The 17892-nt window shown below is 67.7% G+C and carries 16 protein-coding genes; 13 read left to right on the top strand and 3 right to left on the bottom strand.

Annotated features, from left to right (window positions below; all coding sequences use genetic code 11):
* Together SCMU_RS14310 and SCMU_RS14305 are read left to right on the top strand one after the other, a co-directional pair.
* On the top strand, positions 1 to 162 hold the full coding sequence (locus tag SCMU_RS14310) for a hypothetical protein (RefSeq protein ID WP_229229794.1): 162 nt from the start codon (positions 1 to 3) through the stop codon (positions 160 to 162).
* Between the two features lie 2 nt (positions 163 to 164).
* Entirely contained in the window at positions 165 to 689 is a 525-nt protein-coding gene (locus SCMU_RS14305) for a DUF6993 domain-containing protein (protein WP_229229793.1), read from the top strand.
* A gap of 20 nt (positions 690 to 709) precedes the next feature.
* Here SCMU_RS14305 and SCMU_RS14300 read toward each other — a convergent pair whose 3' ends face one another.
* Positions 710 to 1402 (bottom strand): CPBP family intramembrane glutamic endopeptidase, encoded by a 693-nt coding sequence (locus tag SCMU_RS14300; RefSeq protein WP_229229792.1) that lies wholly within the window; start codon positions 1400 to 1402, stop codon positions 710 to 712.
* A 145-nt stretch (positions 1403 to 1547) separates the two neighbouring features.
* Here SCMU_RS14300 and SCMU_RS14295 point away from each other — a divergent pair, with 145 nt between their 5' ends.
* The 7 genes from SCMU_RS14295 to SCMU_RS14265 all read left to right on the top strand — a co-directional run bounded on the left by SCMU_RS14295 (position 1548) and on the right by SCMU_RS14265 (position 9758).
* Positions 1548 to 3044 (top strand): sugar transferase, encoded by a 1497-nt coding sequence (locus SCMU_RS14295; RefSeq protein ID WP_229229791.1) that lies wholly within the window; start codon positions 1548 to 1550, stop codon positions 3042 to 3044.
* A 90-nt stretch (positions 3045 to 3134) separates the two neighbouring features.
* A complete protein-coding gene (locus tag SCMU_RS14290; protein ID WP_274602867.1) occupies positions 3135 to 4568 on the top strand; it encodes a tyrosine-protein kinase domain-containing protein in 1434 nt (477 codons plus the stop codon).
* Between the two features lie 3 nt (positions 4569 to 4571).
* On the top strand, positions 4572 to 5156 hold the full coding sequence (locus SCMU_RS14285; protein ID WP_229229790.1) for an arsenate reductase/protein-tyrosine-phosphatase family protein: 585 nt from the start codon (positions 4572 to 4574) through the stop codon (positions 5154 to 5156).
* A gap of 57 nt (positions 5157 to 5213) precedes the next feature.
* Positions 5214 to 6350 (top strand): glycosyltransferase, encoded by a 1137-nt coding sequence (locus SCMU_RS14280; RefSeq protein WP_338027561.1) that lies wholly within the window; start codon positions 5214 to 5216, stop codon positions 6348 to 6350.
* Positions 6347 to 7384 (top strand): glycosyltransferase family 4 protein, encoded by a 1038-nt coding sequence (locus tag SCMU_RS14275; RefSeq protein WP_229229789.1) that lies wholly within the window; start codon positions 6347 to 6349, stop codon positions 7382 to 7384. Before SCMU_RS14280 ends, SCMU_RS14275 begins: the two co-directional genes overlap by 4 nt.
* Complete coding sequence (locus tag SCMU_RS14270) at positions 7381 to 8454, top strand: polysaccharide pyruvyl transferase family protein (RefSeq protein WP_229229788.1); 1074 nt, start codon at positions 7381 to 7383, stop codon at positions 8452 to 8454. The genes SCMU_RS14275 and SCMU_RS14270 overlap by 4 nt, the downstream gene beginning before the upstream one ends.
* On the top strand, positions 8451 to 9758 hold the full coding sequence (locus SCMU_RS14265) for an MATE family efflux transporter (protein ID WP_229229787.1): 1308 nt from the start codon (positions 8451 to 8453) through the stop codon (positions 9756 to 9758). Before SCMU_RS14270 ends, SCMU_RS14265 begins: the two co-directional genes overlap by 4 nt.
* A gap of 25 nt (positions 9759 to 9783) precedes the next feature.
* On the opposite strand, the gene SCMU_RS14260 is transcribed toward SCMU_RS14265, so the two are convergent.
* Positions 9784 to 11142, bottom strand: coding sequence for a hypothetical protein (locus SCMU_RS14260; RefSeq protein WP_229229786.1), 1359 nt, complete (start codon positions 11140 to 11142; stop codon positions 9784 to 9786).
* A gap of 36 nt (positions 11143 to 11178) precedes the next feature.
* Complete coding sequence (locus tag SCMU_RS14255; protein WP_229229785.1) at positions 11179 to 12015, bottom strand: glycosyltransferase family 2 protein; 837 nt, start codon at positions 12013 to 12015, stop codon at positions 11179 to 11181.
* A 154-nt stretch (positions 12016 to 12169) separates the two neighbouring features.
* On the opposite strand from SCMU_RS14255, the gene SCMU_RS14250 reads away from it, so the two are divergent.
* From SCMU_RS14250 to SCMU_RS14235, 4 genes are all read left to right on the top strand, one after another.
* Positions 12170 to 13954, top strand: a complete 1785-nt coding sequence (locus SCMU_RS14250; RefSeq protein ID WP_229229784.1) for a DUF4012 domain-containing protein — start codon at positions 12170 to 12172, stop codon at positions 13952 to 13954.
* 91 nt (positions 13955 to 14045) lie between these two features.
* Entirely contained in the window at positions 14046 to 14564 is a 519-nt protein-coding gene (locus SCMU_RS14245; RefSeq protein WP_229229783.1) for a hypothetical protein, read from the top strand.
* Positions 14565 to 15043: 479 nt separating this feature from the next.
* The gene (locus tag SCMU_RS14240) at positions 15044 to 16867 is read left to right on the top strand and encodes an FG-GAP-like repeat-containing protein (RefSeq protein ID WP_229229782.1); all 1824 of its coding nucleotides are present in this window, start codon (positions 15044 to 15046) and stop codon (positions 16865 to 16867) included.
* Positions 16868 to 17034: 167 nt separating this feature from the next.
* Positions 17035 to 17817 (top strand): TetR/AcrR family transcriptional regulator, encoded by a 783-nt coding sequence (locus SCMU_RS14235; RefSeq protein WP_229229781.1) that lies wholly within the window; start codon positions 17035 to 17037, stop codon positions 17815 to 17817.
* Positions 17818 to 17892 lie beyond the last annotated feature (75 nt).

The raw sequence follows: 17892 nt of genomic DNA, 5'->3' as shown, positions 1-17892 counted from the left end.
ATGTACAAAGCGCTCTGGAGGATTCTGCCCGGCACTGCCCTGGTACGCGTCCTCATCCTCCTCGCAGGCCTCGCCGCGCTCGGCGTGGTACTGGACCAATGGGTCTTTCCCTGGGTCGCCACGACGTTCGTCGACAGCAGCACGACCATCGGACGGGGCTAGCCATGGGTGCCCCCAAGCGCCCGTCGCCGGCGCGGAAGCGGGCGGTGCTCGCCGTCACCGGCGCCGTTGCGCTGGCCGCGTGCCTCGGAACGCCGGCCCTGGTCAGTGCGGTACGGCCGCCGCAGGGTCCTGCCTCAGGGCCGACGGCGCCGCCCGCGCCTCCGATCGTTCCCTCACCGGGGCAGACACGATCCGATGGCCCACCGGCGTCAGGGGGCAGGGAGGACCTCGAGCTGTTCACGAGCACCCTCGAGACGGCAGCCCGGGCCACACGGCCGTCCTCGCTCACGGCACGGACCCTCACCGACGCGCTGACGGCGGCAGGATTCGATCCGGACGCCATGGAGCGCACGGCCGACCGGACCAGCGCCAACCTCGCGTCCCCCGCCCTCACGGTCTCCGTCCGCCTCGGCCCCACGTGTCTGATCGGCCAGTATGTGCGCGCCGACGCGAGCATCGTGGCCAATCGCGACGAGGCCGTGGGCTCGGGGACGTGTCTCGTCGGCAGGACTGCCCCGGTCGAGTGAAGTCTCCCACGCGGTGACGGTCAGAAGGCCCCGAGCACCAGCACGCCGATGCCGTTGAAGGCGACGTGCCCGACGATCGCCCCGCCGAGACGTCCCGTCGCCGCCGTCAGGGTGCCGGCCAACAGCCCGAAGGCCAGGGTGGCCAGCCCGGCCACTGCGGCCATGTGGGGCTGGGCGGCGAGCATGACGACATGGGTCGCCGCGAACACCACTGACGAGAGCAGAACGGCGAGGACCATGGCGCCCCTGCGTCCCATTGCCATGATCGGAGGCCCGGCTGTGGCGATCCCGCGTTGGATGAGTCCCCTGAAGTACGTCTCCTCGAGCAGCGGGGCGACGAGCGTAGGCGCCAGCACACCCCACGCGACCGCCATGGTCCCCATGGTCGGTACCCCGCCCGCGGGGCCGGCGAGGGCGAGCCGGCAGACGTGCTCGGCCCCGCGGCCCAAGCATCCTATGCCCACACCCCACAGCACATCCTGGGGCCTGATGGCCAGGCCGAGGTCGGTAGCCGTGCGCCGCATCTTCTGCCCCCAGAACGCCGCCACCAGTCCGGCGATCAGCGGCAGCCAGACGACCGCGTAGCCGGCGGAGGCGCGGAGCGCGGGGTCCACGATATACGGCAGAACGGGCTCGGCGCCGCGCCCGGCAAGGAGGGCGGCCGCAAGCCCGGCAGCGGCCCACCCGAGCCGCTTGTTCGTAGCGGTCTTCACGTCTTGCACGATTCTCTACAATTTTTGTAAATGTTGATGACAGGTTACATTGTTCACTGTCACGAACGATGTGATGCGTCGCAAGGTGGCTGAGGAGGCCTGGGCGCTGCTGCGAGTAGTTCGGCTGCATGGACTGGGGGACAAGATGACGGCAATGGATATGGACCGCGTGGATGTGGACCACGGAAGCCTCTCCGCGCGCCGCGAGGAAACGTGGGGGCGATGGCTGGCCAGGCGCCTCCTCCTCACCGACTTCCTCGTTCTGGTGTGGGTGGTCTTCGGCGTCCAGATCGCATGGTTCGGCTTCGACAGCACTGATGTGGCCTTCAGGGGGTCCCGAGGTGCCCTGGCGGTGAACTATTCGCTCGTGTCGGCGGCCCTAGTGATCGCGTGGACTGCGACCCTGGCCATCTACGAAACGCGCAGCGTGCGCATCATCGGTGCGGGGCCGCTGGAGTACCGGTGCATCGCGGACGCCTCGCTGCGCCTCTTCGGCATCGTGGCGATCATCGCCTTCCTCTTCGAGATCAGTCTCGCGCGGGGCTACATCCTGGTGGCCCTGCCCACGGGAATCGCGGTCCTCGTCCTCTCGCGATGGACGTGGAGGCAATGGCTCGGGGCCAAGCGGCGCGCAGGAGACTTCTGCGCGCGGATCATCCTGGTCGGTTCGCCCGGATCCACCCAGCACCTGCGTGAGGAGTTCGCACGCAACATCCACGAGGGCTACCGGGTGGTCGGAGAGTGCTGGACGAGGCCAGCGCGGAACACAGATGATCCTGTTCCCGCGGTCCCCCTCTACTACGGACTCGACGCGATAGAACGCGCGATGGCGGAGACGGAGGCCGACACCTTGGTCATCACAGGGGCCGAGGGGCTCACGCCGGAGGCCGTGCGGCGAATGAGCTGGAAGCTCGACGGCGAGCGCCACCAGCTCATCCTGGGGGCGAGCCTGACCGATGTGGCCGGGCCGCGCGTGAGGACGCGGCCGGTGGCAGGACTGCCCCTCGTCCATGTCGAGGTGCCGCGGTACGAGGGACCCCGGCACGCGGGCAAGAGGGTCTTCGACTTCTTCGGGGCGCTCGTGCTCATCATCCTCTCCTCGCCGCTCCTGCTCGCCCTGGCGGCTGCCGTCAAGGCCACGAGCCCAGGTCCCGTGATCTACCGTCAGGAGCGCATCGGCCTCAACGGCAAGCCGTTCATGATGTACAAGTTCCGCTCGATGCACGCCAATGCGGATGATCTGCTCCGGGGGCTCCTCGCGCAGCAGGGCCGGACGGACCAGCCTCTGTTCAAAGTCGAGAATGACCCGCGCATCACACCCGTCGGAAGGTTCATCCGGAAGCACTCCCTCGACGAGTTCCCGCAGCTGTTCAACGTGCTCTTCGGCACGATGAGCCTGGTGGGTCCGCGGCCGCAGCGCGCAGGCGAGGTGGAGCTGTACGACGACGCCGCGCGCCGGCGCCTGCTGCTCAAGCCCGGCATGAGCGGAATGTGGCAGGTCGGGGGCCGCTCGACCTTGGCCTGGAAGGACGCCCTCCGCCTCGACCTCTACTACGTGGAGAACTGGTCGCTCGTCGGAGACATCTTCATCCTGTGGCAGACGGTCAAGGCCGTGGTGGCGCCGGGAGATGAAGCCGCCTAAGCCTCGATCGACACAGGTTGTAATCATTATCGACTCTGGATGAAATATCTAGGGACTATCAGTCAATGCACTTTTTAGGGGAGGCACTCTTTGGAGCTCAGAGACTACGCGCGCATCCTGCGTACACGTTGGATCCTCATTCTCGTGATGACCCTTGTGGGTGCGGGAGCCGGCCTGGGCACCTCGCTGCTGGCCCAGCCTCAATACCGTTCCTCTGCACAGGTGTTCGTCTCAACCCAGTCAAGCGGCTCCGTCTCCGAACTGGTCCAGGGCAACACCTTCACCCAGCAGCGGGTCAAGACCTATGCGGGCCTCGTGAAGACGCCGATCGTGCTGCTTCCCGTCATCTCCAGCCTCCATCTGCAGACAACTCCTGATCGGCTCGCTGCGGCGGTGACGGCCAACGCGCCCCTCAACACGACGCTCATCGAGATCTCTGTCGTTTCAGCCAGCCCGACAGCTGCCGCGGACATCGCGAACCAGACCTCGGACAGCCTGACGAAGGTGGTCAAGGACATCGAGACGACGGGGGAGCAGGCCGCTTCGCAGGTGAAGCTCACGCGGGTCCAGGAGGCTACTGTTCCCTCCATGCCGGTGTCTCCCAACGTGCCGGTCAACATCACCCTCGGCCTGATCGGCGGGCTAATCCTTGGCGTCGGCAGCGCGGTGCTGCGGCATGCCCTGGACAACCGGGTGAGGAGTGAGCGAGACATCGAGGCCATCTGCACCGCCCCCATCCTCGGGGGAATCGCTTTTGACCCCACGGCGCCCAAGCGTCCGCTGATCGTCCATGACGATCCGCGCAGCCCCCGTGCAGAGGCATTCCGCACCTTGCGGACCAACATCCGGTTCGTGGATGCGGGGGGAGACGGAGCGAACAGCTTCGTCGTCACGTCAGCCGTGGAGAGCGAGGGGAAGAGCAGCACTGCCTCGAACTTGGCGATCGCCCTGGACCATGCCGGCCACAAGGTCATCGTGGTCGACGCGGATCTGCGCCGACCGAAGCTTGCCCAGTACATGGGAATCGAAGGGGCAGTGGGCCTGACAGACGTCCTCATCGAGCGGGCCGGACTCGACGACGTCGTGCAGCAGTGGGGCCCCGGATCACTGTGGGTGCTGCCTGCCGGCAGCGTTCCACCGAACCCCAGCGAACTGCTGGGCTCTTCGGCCATGCACGCGCTGATGAAGCGGATAGAGGACGAATTCGACTACGTGATCTTCGATGCGCCGCCCCTCCTTCCCGTCACGGACGCGGCTATCCTCAGCAAGGCCGCGGGCGGAGCCATTCTCGCGGTCGCGGCGGGCAGGACACATCGCGGTCAGCTTGCGGCAGCGGTGACCGCGCTTGAGAACGTCGGCGCGCGGCTCTTCGGGATCGTCCTGACGATGATCCCGGCCCAAGGCCCGCATTCCTACTACAGCTATCAGAACTATGGGTACGCGACGGCCTACGAGCAGAATGAGGTGGCTGGCCGATCCTTACGGCAGGAGCCCGGCCGCCGAGTGCGCAGGCTGGCCGGGTAGTCCATGCACACCGTCCCATTCCACATCCTCCTTGTCTGCTCGGGCAACCTCTGCCGATCACCGTGGGCCGAGCAGTTCCTGCGTATGCGAGTTGCCGCGCCGGGGGTCGCCTTCTCGAGCGCAGGGCTCGTCGCCGCCTACGGTCACGCGATGCCGGAGGAAGCATCGCTGCTCTCGCGCCGCTACGGCGGCCTCCCCGACGGCCACAGGTCCCGCCCTCTCTCAGCCGAGCTGCTGCGGAGCGCCGACGTGGTCCTGACGGCCTCCCGGGAACAGCGGGGCGCCGTAGCCCATCTCCTGCCGCGGATGTCCGCACGCACCTTCACGATCTCGGAATTCTCACGGCTTCTGGGAGCGCTGCGTCCGCCGACGGGGCCGGATCGCCCGATCCCGTGGGACGGGCTCGTCGAGTCACTGAGGGCTGTGCGCGGCCTCGTCCCGCCGCCCGGGGATCCCGAGGCCGATGATATCGAGGACCCTTACCGCCGGCCCCTCGCCGTCTACGAGCGGGTTGCCGCCCGCCTGGACCGTGAGACAGCCGTGATCGCCGATTTCCTGGAGAACGGAATCGCCGCCCCTTCGCCATAGAGGGGGCGCAATTGCACCAGTGCACACAGCAGCTGTGCCTGAGAGGGGGAAGACACCATGATGTCCGGAAGCCGCACGTCCGAGCGGGAGCTCGGAAACCGGCAGCCACTGCGCATCCTGCATGTGACCGAATGCTATGAAGCAGGCGTGGGACGCGCGGTGAACCTTGCGTCGAGGGCTGTCGACCACGCGGAGCACTATCTGCTCGCCTCCGGCAGCGAACCGGATTCGCGCGGAAACTTCAGCGAAGTGCTGCCCTGGGGCGACGGCCACCCTCAACGCCTGCGGCGCTTGAAGGAAGCTGTGGCACGGCTTCGCCCTGATCTCGTCCACGCCCACTCGAGCTGGGCGGGCATGTACGCCAGGGTCTTGCCCTTGCCCATTCCGGTGGTGTACCAGCCGCATTGCTTTGCGTTCGACGACCCGTACAGGGGGCGGTGGCAGCGCATGCTGTTCCACGGCGCCGAGAAGCTCCTGAGCCGGAGAAGCCCGACAGTGATCGTGCTCTCGGAGCATGAGAAGGCCCTCGCGCTCAGCCTTCGCCGGGACTGGGATGTGGTCCACGTGCCCAACGTCGCATCGGTGCAGCCCTCCCAGGAGGTCCGGGGGACTGGCGTTCCAGCCCCAGCAGGTGAGGCAGCCGTTCGTCTTCCAACCGTCGCCATGGCGGGAAGGATCTCTCGCCAGAAGGCGCCTGAGTTCTTCGCCGAGGTGGCACGCGGTGCCGCCCGTGCCGGATGCCCCTGGAGGTTCGTCTGGATCGGCGACGGCGAACAGCGCGACCGGGACCTCCTCGTCGGTTCCGGAGTCCATGTCACGGGGTGGCTGGGCGACGAGGGGATGTCCGCCTGGCTCGCACGCACGTCCGTGTACTTCCATTCCGCCGCCTACGAGGGCTTCCCGCTGAGCGTCCTGGATGCGGCCTCGCACGGAATTCCTGTCCTCGCGCGGGACATTCCCTGCTTTGCTGGCACCGGCATCGCCACCGTGACGACTCCCGACGAGGCGCTCGCCGAAATCGGCCGGGCACTCACCTCACGCCGCCGGGAGGCAGACCTCCGGGCGACGAGCCGGAGGCTCACCGCATCGATGTCCTTTAACGCGCACGGCACGGCGCTGGCCCGAGCCTACGAGTCCGCCGTGTCTGGCCGGCGAACGGCTACCATCAACAACACGCAGGAGTCGCTGGCATGAAGATCGCAATGCCCACCCGGATCCTCGACCGTCCTGTGGGCGGCAACACCACCTACGCGCAGGAGGTGTCCCGCGGCCTGGTTGCACGGGGCCACGAAATCCTCAGGATTCCTGCGCACGCCCACCCCGGTGCCACCATGATGCGGGAAACCGCATACGGGCTGAAGGGGCAGGACACGGACACGGTGCTCCATTACGTGGCGGACACCGGGCCGCTCGTTCGCACTCGTACGGCGTCGGTCGTGACGGTGCACGGCGTCGCGAGCCGATGGATCGACGGTGCGCGTTCGCCTCTGAACGACTTTGTGTGGAGGACCAGGGTATCGCGGGCGATCGCCTCGACAGACGGACTCATCACGGTCTCCCATTCGAGTGCAGCGGATGTCGCTGAGGTCTTCGATGTCGATCCGGCGGACATCCACGTCATTCCGCATGGCATCGACGTCCGCAGGTTTTCGGCCCCCGCGAACCTGTCCGAGAAGACCGCCTCTGCGATCGGCGGAAGGCCGTTCATCCTGTACCTCGGGAACATCGAGCCCCGCAAGAACATCGGCACCTTGATCCGCGCGATGCAGACACCGGAGCTCAAGCGCTCGGGCATGCCCCTGGTCATCGCGGGGCGCCCCGCATGGGACTACCAGGAGGTCATGAGGCTCATTGAGGATGCCGCGAACGTCGTGTACCTGGGGTTCGTCAGTTCGGAGGACCGGGTGGCCCTGATGCAGTCCTGTACGCTGTTTGCCTTCCCCAGCCTCTACGAAGGCTTCGGATTCCCCGTGCTGGAGGCACTGGCCGCCGGAGCGGTGGTCGCAGCTTCACGCCGTGGGTCGCTCGAAGAGGTCGCTGGCCCCGCCCTCTCCTTCGAATCGCTGGACAGTCGCGACGTCGCCCGCGGAATCATCGTGGCACTCTCCGATGAGGGCAAGCGCAGGGCCTGCATCGAGGAGGGCCGTGCATGGGCCCAACGGTTCTCGTGGAACCGGAGCGTGGAATCCCATGAGGCGGTTTACCGGGAAGTGGCGGCCTCACGATGAAGGTTCTGCTGCTCCACGGGTACAGCGCCGAGAACAAGGGAGACGGGCTCCTCGTGCGCGAGAGCCTCGACCTCATCCGTGAGGCCCTAGGCCCGGGGGTCTCGGTTGTTCTGGCGGCGTCCCACCCAGAGTCGTTCGATGGTCTGGGCGTCGAGGTCGTGATGGCCAAACCCGGGCTGCGCGGCTACGACCGGAAGTACATGAGCCTGTTGAGGCGTACTGAGGATTTCGACGCCATCGTGGCCGTCGGAGGCGGATACCTCAGGGCGGGTCGCCCCGTCGAGGCGGCGAAGAACCTCCTCGTCCAAGGGCCGCAGCTCTGGGCGGCATCTCTACAGGGGGACAAAGCCGTCTACCTGCCGCAGAGTATCGGCCCGGGCCGCGGAATGCTTCGAGCGCTCCTCGCGTCGAGGCTCAAGCGGCTGCACCGTGTATGGGTCAGGGACGACCGGAGCCTGCAGGAATTCCCGTTCCCCAATGTCGACCGCAGTCCCGATCTCGCGATCCTGGGCATGAAGCGCCGGGCGGTCCCGTTCGACGGCAGGCTCAACCCGGTGCTCACGGTCCGCCCGCTCAGGGGAGCAGCTCCCCGTGCCTTGGTGGACCTCAGGGAGCGACTAGGACGCATCGACAGCTACATCCAGAGCTCCGTTGCCTCCAACGACGACACGGGTGCGGTGGTCGGGCTGGAGCCGGACCGCATCCTGTCCCGGGGGGAGTTCATCGAGACGAATACGACGGCGCGCGTCGTCATCGCCGTCCGCCTGCACGCGGCGCTCATGGCTCTCGCCGCGGGCCATTATGTGATCCACCTCGCCTATGAGCGGAAGGGCTTCGGAGCCTTCCAGGACCTGGGGATCGACGAGTTCGTCCACAGCGTGAACCGCTTCGACCCCGATACGGTGTGCCGTCAGGCGCAGCAGCTCGGTTCGCTTCCGGGCCTCCGCCACGACTACGACGCGCAGCTCAGGCGCGCCCTTGCGGGCGCCGCCACGGCGCGCCGCGAGGTGATTTCCTCGCTGCGTGCCTGCGCGGGCATCAACGCCAGGGAGATCGCAGAATGGGCGTGAGCGGCAAGGGCAGATTCTCCCTGGGAATCGTAGACCAGTCGATCTCGAGCCTTTCGTCCGTCCTGCTGCTGATCGCGGCCGCCCGGTCCCTGCCCGCTGACTTGCTCGGACAGTTTGTCATCGGCACAGCTACCGTCGCTCCGTGCATCTCGATCGTACGCGCCATGTGCGGCGAGACCCTGCTCGTCCGCATCGCCTCAAGCCCCGACGACTTCGCCAAACGCAGGGCGCTCCGCCGGGAGTCGACGAGCATGCTCGGCTTCGCGGTGGTCCTGGCTGTTGCGGCGTCATGCATCGTGCTCCTGATCGCACTCGTGTGGAGCGCTGCCCGCCCGGTCCTGCTCGCCTCGGCGGTGAGCGCTCTCGGCGTGGTCGTCTTCGACGCCGTCCGCCACCATCTCATCGCCCTGCGCAAGACCCTCGTGCTTGTCCTTGCGGACTTCGTCCTGCTGGTCCTCTCCGTCGGCTCCGTGTACCTGCTGGGGCTCCAGGGAGTTCCGCCCGAGCGGATGATCCTGGCCTGGGGCGGTGCGGCCGCTCTCGTTGCCGCCGGCGTCCTCGCTCTCGAGCGCCTCATGCCTGATGTCCGCTCCGGCCTGCCGTGGTCCAGGACTGTGCGGCTGAGCAGCTCGGCCTTCGTTGCCGAGACTATCTTGGGCGCCGCGGTCGGGTACCTCATTGTCATTGCTCTCGCATGGATTGCCTCCGACGCAGAGGTAGCGGCCTATCGGGCTGCTCTGTCCGTCTTTGGAGTGACGAGCCTCATGGTCAATTTCCTGCGGACCATGGTTCTCCGGGAACTCCAGCCACGCATGTTCTCGTCGCCGCGCGGAGTGTGGCTCGCTCTGAGGCAGATGGGCGGAACCGTGGTCGTCGCGGTCGCGGTGACGGTTACCGTCGTCGTGCTCCTCCCCGCGGACGTGGGTTCCGCTCTCCTCGGTGAATCCTGGGCCCCGGTTGCGGGGCTCGCCTTCTTCGCTGCCGCCAACCGAATTGCGGCGGGGGCATCCGTTCCGCCGATGCTGGTCCTGCGCACACAGGGCGTCACATGGTCCGCGACCCGCGTCCGGATCGCCATGGCAGTGCTCGCGCTGGCCCTGTGTCCCTGGCTGGCGTCCCTGTACGGAGCGCGGGGAGCGCTGCTGGCCGAGAGCCTCTTCTATGCCGCGACCTGTGCGGCGCTCATGCGCTTGGCACTCCGCGAGACGAAACCCGCCTCTCGGCGTCGCGGACAGCACTCGCCGCGGCGGAGGAGGGCTCAGTCCTCAATGTCAGACGAACGCCGGGCCGGGACACCGACATAGATCCCGTTCGGCAGCGTGTCGATCCTCACTCGCTACCGCCTGCGGGTACGGAGACCAGACGGCCGTGCCGGTGCTCGGCTACCCCGGGTCCCTCTGCGTCTGTTGGTTTCTTCGGGTACACGAGCCAGAGGACGAGGAGCGACGCCAGAACGGGAAATGCCCTCCCCTGCGTCCAGTAGATGAAGCGCGGAAGCTCCAGGATCCCGACGAACAACGAGGCGTAGGCGATGACCGAAACGGCGCTGCCCAGCGCGATGCTGCGGTGCAGCCGGCCCATCGCCATCCCTACGAGCATCCAGAACAGCACCATGCCGAGAATCCCCAGTTCGCCGTAGGTCACAAGGAAGGAGCCCACGTTGTTCAGCTCCACGGACGCGTTGTTCTGCAGGACCGCCATCCACCATTCCTCCGGCCCGGTTCCATGGATGCCCGGGTACGGGACCACGCTGTCGACCAGCGGGATGTTCCAGGCCACCGGGAATGAGAAATACGGGAGGGCATACGTTCCCTCGTGGGCTGCAGCGAAGAGGGCGCTGTTGTTGAATGCAGTGGTGTAGTACCCGAGAAGCCGCATGGTCACCCATTCCTGGAACGGCAGGCTCGTGGTGTTCTGGTAGAAGACCCAGCTCCGGGTGTACTCCGAGATCGCGAACAGGGCCCACACTGCCGGGCCGATGAACAGGGGAGCGAGCCGGGCAAGGAGCTGCTTGGCCCGCGAGCCCCCACCCACGGTGATGGCGGTGATGACGGCGAGGGGCACGGCGAGTTCCATGAGCGCCAGTCGCTCGGCATAGAACACCGTGCGTACGGCGGCAGCTGCGAAGAGCAGATAGTAGGAGCGGCCACCCTGGCCGAGTCTCCTCATGATGGCCCCGATGGCGACGGCGACTGGTCCGAGCTGCGTCAGGGTCGTCAGGCCGCTAATCGGCCGGCTGTTGCCCTTCAGCTCGCCCAGAGCTCCCGCCTGCCGGTCGAGGACAGCGGTGAGATCCTCGGCCCGTACACCATGCTGGAACGCGCTGGCAGCCCAAATCGCATAGCCGACCAGCGTCAGGGTGAAGAGGACTGCATAGGATCGCCGGAGCAGGAGAATAGCCTGCGCAGAGAAGATGACCTCCCGGCTGCCCCCTCGGTGGAGCCGTGTGCCAGCGAGGAGGATTCCGAGCAGCATGGCGCAGATCCCGACGAAAAGCACAGGCGCCATTGTCCCGTCGAGGAACTTCTGAGTATTCCAGAGGGCAAAGTCCTCGTCCGGCAGCAGGCACGAGACGACAGCGAGGGTGCCAGTGAGCCCGATCAGCGCCCAGCCGGGATGCAGCCACCAGGGCCACGTGAGCGACAGGGTCGCCGGCGCCGGCTGGCGGCGGCGCAGGAGTGGTGCCAAGGGAACGTCCTCCAGACGATTGGTAGAGAAGCTTGTCTAGGCAGAGAGCAGTCGTCCGAGGAGGCCTTCCAGCCGTCCGATGGACGCCTGGACTTTCCGGGCGGCCTCCTCATGGCGCCCATTCCCGGCGGCATAGATGGCTGCGACGAGGGGGGCAGCCACGACCCTGCCCCAGGAGAGGAGGCCGTAGTGCCGTCGGTAGACCCTGCCTGTTCCGCGCGCATACGCGCGGACTTTTGTTATCCATTGGGCAGAGGCAACGGGCTCTTGGAGTTCGTGCACGACAATCGAAGGGCTGTATGTGACGCGATGGCCGGCCCTGATGATCCTGATGAGGAGGTCTGTCCCCTCGCCTGATTGCCATGGAGTGGGGCAGCCTATGCCGAGGCACTCGTCGAAGGGCCCCACCTCGGCGAGCACCGAGGCCCGAACGAAGGTGGTTGCTTCGATGGTGTGCGTCCACACGGTGCGCGTGTCGATGTCCCGGGCCTTCTCGCCGAACTGCACTCGCTCCTGAACGGCCATGAGCCTGCCCGAGGTCGCCCCGACGTCCGGGAATTCGAATGCCTTGACCGCCTCCGACAGCGCAGACGGTGCATAGAGGCAGTCGTCGTCGAGGAATCCGATGATGTCGACGTCCGCTGCGGCGGCGACACCGGCGTTGCGCGCCTTGGAGGCACCGCGATCACTTGAAATCACGACGACGTCGAGTCCGGCGTACGGCTCCGCCGCCCGCCGGATCTTCTCGGCCTCACCGCCCTGATTGACCACGATGACCTGAACTGGGCGGTGCTCCTGGGCATCAATGGACCTGAACACCTTCTCGAAATGGTCTCTCCGACCGAGGGTCGGAATCACAACCGAGATCCTCATCTCGCCCCCTCTTATCCATCATCGAATGACAGGTTTTTGACCAGATATGTCATATAGATGTCGATCATGTAATCTCATCTTGTCAGACTGTCGCATGGAGGGCCAATCCGGCTCTGCACGCCGGTCATGTTCGATCGAGAAGAGGGGAGCCGGCATGGGGAGCATGGCGGGCCGGGGTGTCCGGCGGCCGGTGGTGTGGAGCGTCATCCTGCTGCTCCTCATCCTCGCGTGCGCGGCTTGGGTCGGGGTGCGTGCGTACCTCGCCCAGCAGGAGATCGCGGCATCCGAGCAGCATGCCAAGGCCGTGCATGAGAGCATGGCGAAGGGCGACGCGGCCGGCGCCCGCGCGTCTGCATCGCAGCTCGCGTCCCACGCCACGGCGGCACGGGGCTACATGAGCGATCCGCTGTGGCAGGGGGCGAGCCTCCTGCCCCTGGTCGGCGTCAACTTCTCGACGGCCTCGACCCTCGCGGACGTGCTGGCGGACGTCGCCACCGAGGCCGTGGTGCCGCTCTCGGAAGCGTCGGCGACGTTCACGCCCGCGAGTCTGAAGCCCGAGGCCGGGATGCTCGACCTCGCGGCCCTCGAAGCCGCACGTCCCGCGGTGGGGCGCGCGGCCGGCGTCGTCCAGGACGCACGACGGCGGGTGGCCGCCCTCGAGCCGGGGGGCGGCACAGTTCCCCAGCTCCGGGACGCGATGGATCGGCTCGCCTCGCTGCTGGGAACAGCCTCGGGTCAGCTCTCGGCGGTGGACACCGCGGGGCTCGTCCTGCCGGACATGCTCGGCGCCTCCGGGCCGCGCACCTATCTCGTGCTGTTCCAGAACAATGCCGAGCTGAGGGCCACTGGAGGCATTCCGGGAGCCGTCGCCGAGCTGCATGCCAGCCGGGGGAAGCTCACGCTCGGCCGGCAGGCCGCCGCAAAGGACTTCCCCAAGTTCCCCGAACCCGTGCTCCCGCTCGCCGCGCAGACGCAGGGCCTCTATGGCGCCATCACCGGCCAGTACTTCCAGGACGTCAACCTCGCCCCGCAGTTCCCCCTCAGCGCGCGGCTCGCCGCCCAGATGTGGAAGCAGCACTACGGAGTAGACGTCGACGGTGTCGTCTCGATCGACCCGGTCGCCCTGAGCTACCTGCTCAAGGCGACGGGTCCGGTCGAGCTTGCGTCGGGCGAGCGCCTCTCCTCGGACAACGCGGTGCAAGTGCTCTTGAGCGACTCCTACGCCGAGTACTCCGGTACCGCCAAGGACGACTACTTCGCTTCCGCCGCAGCTGCCGTCTTCTCCAAGTTGTCGAGCGGCGTCTTCCAGCCGCGGGCCATGGTCGAGGCGCTCGGACAGGCAGCCCGTGAGCGCCGCCTGCTGGCATGGAGCCCCCAGGCCAAGGAGCAGGACGCCATCAAGGCGGCGGGGATGGACGGATGGTTCCCGGACCAGACACCGGGCCGCGGCGTGTTCGCCGTGTACCTCAACGACGCGACCGGTGGCAAGATGGGCTACTACCTCCGGGAGTCCTACACGGTGGGCGGGGCCATGTGCCGAGACGATGGGCGCCCCACATGGGAAGTCGCTGTGACGCTCACGAACACGGCCCCGCCCGACGCCGCGACCTCGCTGCCGCGCTATGTGACGGGAGCCGGCAACTTCGGGGTGAGCCCCGGCAGCGTGAAGACCCAGGTGAACGTCTACGCGCCCCCGTCCGGCGTCTTCGTCGGCGCCTGGCGGGGTACCGAGCACCTGGACGTCCACCGGGACATGGATTCGGGCTACCCCGTAGCGCAGGCGGACAGCCTGCTCGGTCCCGGCCAGAGCTCGACGCTCCGGTTCCAATTCGTGGGAGCCCCCGGGACTGACACCGATCCGGACCTCATCTCGACGCCGACCATTAACGCTCCCGTCATCTCCAACACTCCGCTTTCCTGTGAAAATCTTGTACGCTAAAGTCCGTATAGTGATCGACAACATCTGTATATAACATTTGTTCTGTTATTAGAAATGGGGAATCTCAATGCTCAAAAAGGCTCTTGGTGTCATGACCATCATCCTTGCCGCGCTCGTCGGGACCGCTCCGGCGGCCCAGGCCGCGGGCTACGTTCCGAGCACCAACATCACGGTCTCCGGGGACGCGACGCCGGGCGGCACCGTCACGGTCGACTTCGCGGCCACATCCTTCGAACCCAATGAGCAGGTGTCCATCTCCGTCACCGGCAACACGACCGTGACGCTCGCGGCAGTCCGCGCCGCTGCCACGGTCAGCCTCACCAAGCAGGCATCCGCAACGGGGGCGCTCTCGGTCACCGTCACGCTTCCGGCCGATGCGAACGGCACCTACACGCTCACCGCCACCGGGCTGTCCTCCGGGAACATCGGCACCGCATCGATCGCCACGCTCCCGGCCGCCGCGGGGGTGGGCTCGGGGAGCACCGCGCTCGCGGAGACGGGCGCGACCCTGCCGATGTTCATGATCTGGGCCGGCGGCGGCGCCCTCATCCTCGGCGCAGCGATTGTGGGAACGCTCGCCTACCTGCGCCGTCAGAACGCCAAGGCATAACAAACCCAACCAAAGGTGGCCCGCACGTATCCGGGCCACCTTTGGGCTGCACGGGAAGCCAGCGGCAACCATGAAAGAAAAAGGTGGGGGAAATCGACATCGGCAGGCTCGAATGGAAAAGGCCGACAACGGCTACGGCGACGTACGAGGAGATCCTTGCAGACCTTCAGCGAAATAGAGAATTAGGGTCGCTGCGCCAGAGAATAGACATCGACACGTGGGCGCCGCTCGTGCACATCCACTGTCCGGACCCCCGCGGCACCAGCGATCGCTGTGCCGGATGCGGCCAACTTTGGCCGTGCGGCCCGATCATCCAAGTGTTGCGCAGTGGAGTGCTGACCGCCGACACCTACGCCGGCTCGTCATTGCGCGGATACGCCGGGCGTTCATGAGGGCGTGGTGAACGGATAGAGTCTTCCCATCACTCAGTTTCCGCCGGGCCTTCGCACCGCCCTGGCGCTCACCTACGGGGACCATCCTTGCACTGGCTCTTCCCGCGCTCTGGCGCGTCCGCACGCCCGAGGCGATTCGCCGCCGTCGTGCTCTCCGCACTCCTCGCCGCGATGCTGCTCGCGCCCGCCAGCCCGGCCTCGGCGGCCGACGGCGCCGTCCTCACCGGCATCACCCCGCCGAGCACCGCCGTGGTCCCGGGGCAGCCCGCCTACATCTCCTTCAGCGGATCCGTGCCGCTCGAGTCGGTCTACTTCAAGTACCAGGACGAGCTCGGGCGCGACAGCCTCAGCGCCGTGTGGGGCCAGACGACCGCTGGCCCGCAGGCCGTGGTCTACGCGCCGAGCACCGCACTGACCGGCACGCACCGCCTCGTCGAAGTGCAGGTCTACGGGACCGTCGGCAACGGGTCGTCGTGGTACTCCCGAGGCGCCGAGCCGGCGGGGAGCGTCCCCCTGAGCATGGGCGACCTCGAGGTCGAGAACCCGAGCGTCGTCCTGCGCGACTTCGTCCAGCAGACGCCCACGATCGTCGCGGACACCCAATCCGGGCTACGGCTGACGGTGCGGACCCCGGGGCCCATCCCCACCGGCACCACCTTCGCGTATCAGTGGTACCGGGACGGCCAGGCCGTCCCCGGCGCAACGGGCGCCGAGTACCGCCCGGCCTTCCCGGCGGACGGCGGCGCCACGATGACGGTCACGCTCGCCGGCACGGCGCCGAACTACCGGCCGGCCACGTTCACCTCCGCGCCGTACGGCCCGGTGGCCAGGACAGTGCACGTGGCTCCAATCGTCATGGCCGGGCTGCCCGCGGTGGGCGGCGTCCTGCATCCAGAGTTCCAGTCCGAAGCGCCCGTGTGGGTCGACCCCGCGGGAGGCGTCCCCTCCTACGCGTACACGTGGAAGCGCGACGGCGCCCCCATCCCCGGCGCCGACCAGGCCCTGTACGCGGTGAGCGCCGACGACGCCTACCGCACCCTGAGCGTGGACCTCACCGTCTCGTACGACGGCGGCGCGTCCGCCACGACGGTCTCGACTCGGGCCGTCCGCATCACGGCGGCGCCCCGCACGCGCGGCTTCGACGCCGACGGCACCGCCGATGTCTTCGCCCGCACCGCCGACGGCACCCTCATGCTCTACCCCGGCGACGGCCGCGGCGGCTGGAAGCCCGCCCGGGCCATCGGCTGGGGCTGGGGCGGCTTCGATGCGCTCGTGGCCCCCGGCGACTTCGACGGCGACGGCGCCACCGACGTGATCGCGCGCGACGGCTCCGGCCGGCTCTTCCTCTACTCCGGCGACGGCGCCGGCGGCTGGAAGGGCGGCCGGCAGATCGGCCAGGGCTGGGGCGGGTTCCTCAATCTTGTCGCCGCAGGCGACGTGAACGGCGACGGGACCAATGATCTGGTGGCCCGCGACGCGAGCGCCCAGATGTGGCTCTACCCCGGCGACGGTCGCGGCGGCTGGCTGGCCCCGTCCGTGATCGGCTGGGGCTGGTGGGACTACAGCGGCCTCACCTCGACCGGCGACTTCAACGGAGACCTCGCCACCGACGTGGTGGGCATCGACAAGTACGCGATCCTGCGCCTCTTCCCGACCAACGGGCAGGGCGGCTTCGGCGCGAACGCGGGGGCGCCGATCGGTACCGACTGGCGCGGCCTCGCCTACGTGGGCGGGCCAGGCGACTTCAACGGCGACGGCGACGCGGACCTCTTCGCCGTGGACGGCGCCGGTCGGCTCACGATGTACTGGGGGAACGCCGGGCTCAAGGGCAGGTTCTACGGTGCGGTGGGCGACTGGAAGGGCGCCTCGACGGTCGGCTGGGGCTGGGGCGGGTTCACGGCGGTGTTCTGACCCACGACGCCGGTCGGGCACCGGTGCGCTCTCGGCGACCGGCCGCCGTCGTGCGCTAGTATCGGTGCACTGCTCGGCACGTTCACGCGCCGTCGTCCTGGCATGGGGGCCAGGCCAGCGCCGCTGCGCTGTACTCTCCGCACCACCGCTACGCACCGGGAGGATGCATGCCCACCCCACGGGGTTCGGCGACACACTGGGGGGAACATTCGCCGGGCCGGAGACTGCCGGCCGCCGAGACGCGCGAGCGTCTCCTGTCCGCGGCCGTGCGCATGTTGCGCGCCACCGGCCTGACCGTGAGCCTCGAGCACCTGAGCATGGAGGAGCTGATCCGCGAGGCCGACGTGCCCCGCAGTTCGGTGTTCCGCATCTGGGGCTCCAAAGCCAACTTCTTCAGCGACCTGCTGCTCGAGCTCATTCGGCCGGAGTCCGCATTCTCCAGCGGCTACGATCTCGAGGCCGACGCGCAGATCATGGCCCTGGTCCAGCGGCACCAGCACCTCTTGGCCACACCGGAGGGACGGCGCGCCGTCCTCGAGGAGGTTGTCCGTGTGGGAATCGAGCTGTACTCGGACCGCGTCTTCGGCTCGCAGACGTTCCGATTCCACGCTGCGCTCGGGGCTGCACTGCCGACGATCCCCGAGCCGCAGCGGAGCCGTGTCGAGGCTGCGCTGGCCGACGCGGAGTCCACGTACGTCGCGCACCTCGCCGGGCTCTACGAGGCGATCATGCCCGCGGTCCATCTGCGGCCCAAGGAGGGGCTCACCACCACGGACGTCGCCGCAGCGGGGTCGGCACTGGTGCAAGGCCTCGCGGAACGGCGGCGGATGCTCCCCGAGCTCGCAGGCCACACGCTCATGAGGCCTGGGATCGGCGGCGAACCGGTCGCATGGACGCTGGGTGCGATCGCGTTCCTCGCCATTGTGGACGGCATGGCCGAGACGACGTAGGAGGGTCGGGGCCCGTAGCATTTCTCAAGACTCTGGACTTGGAGTCCCATGTCTGCCTAAAGTCGGCCGTGGGTG

This window comes from Sinomonas cyclohexanicum, assembly GCF_020886775.1.
Lineage (GTDB): Bacteria > Actinomycetota > Actinomycetes > Actinomycetales > Micrococcaceae > Sinomonas > Sinomonas cyclohexanicum.
Note: the sequence above shows the minus strand (reverse complement) of the source record. Positions and strands in the feature narration are given on the sequence as shown.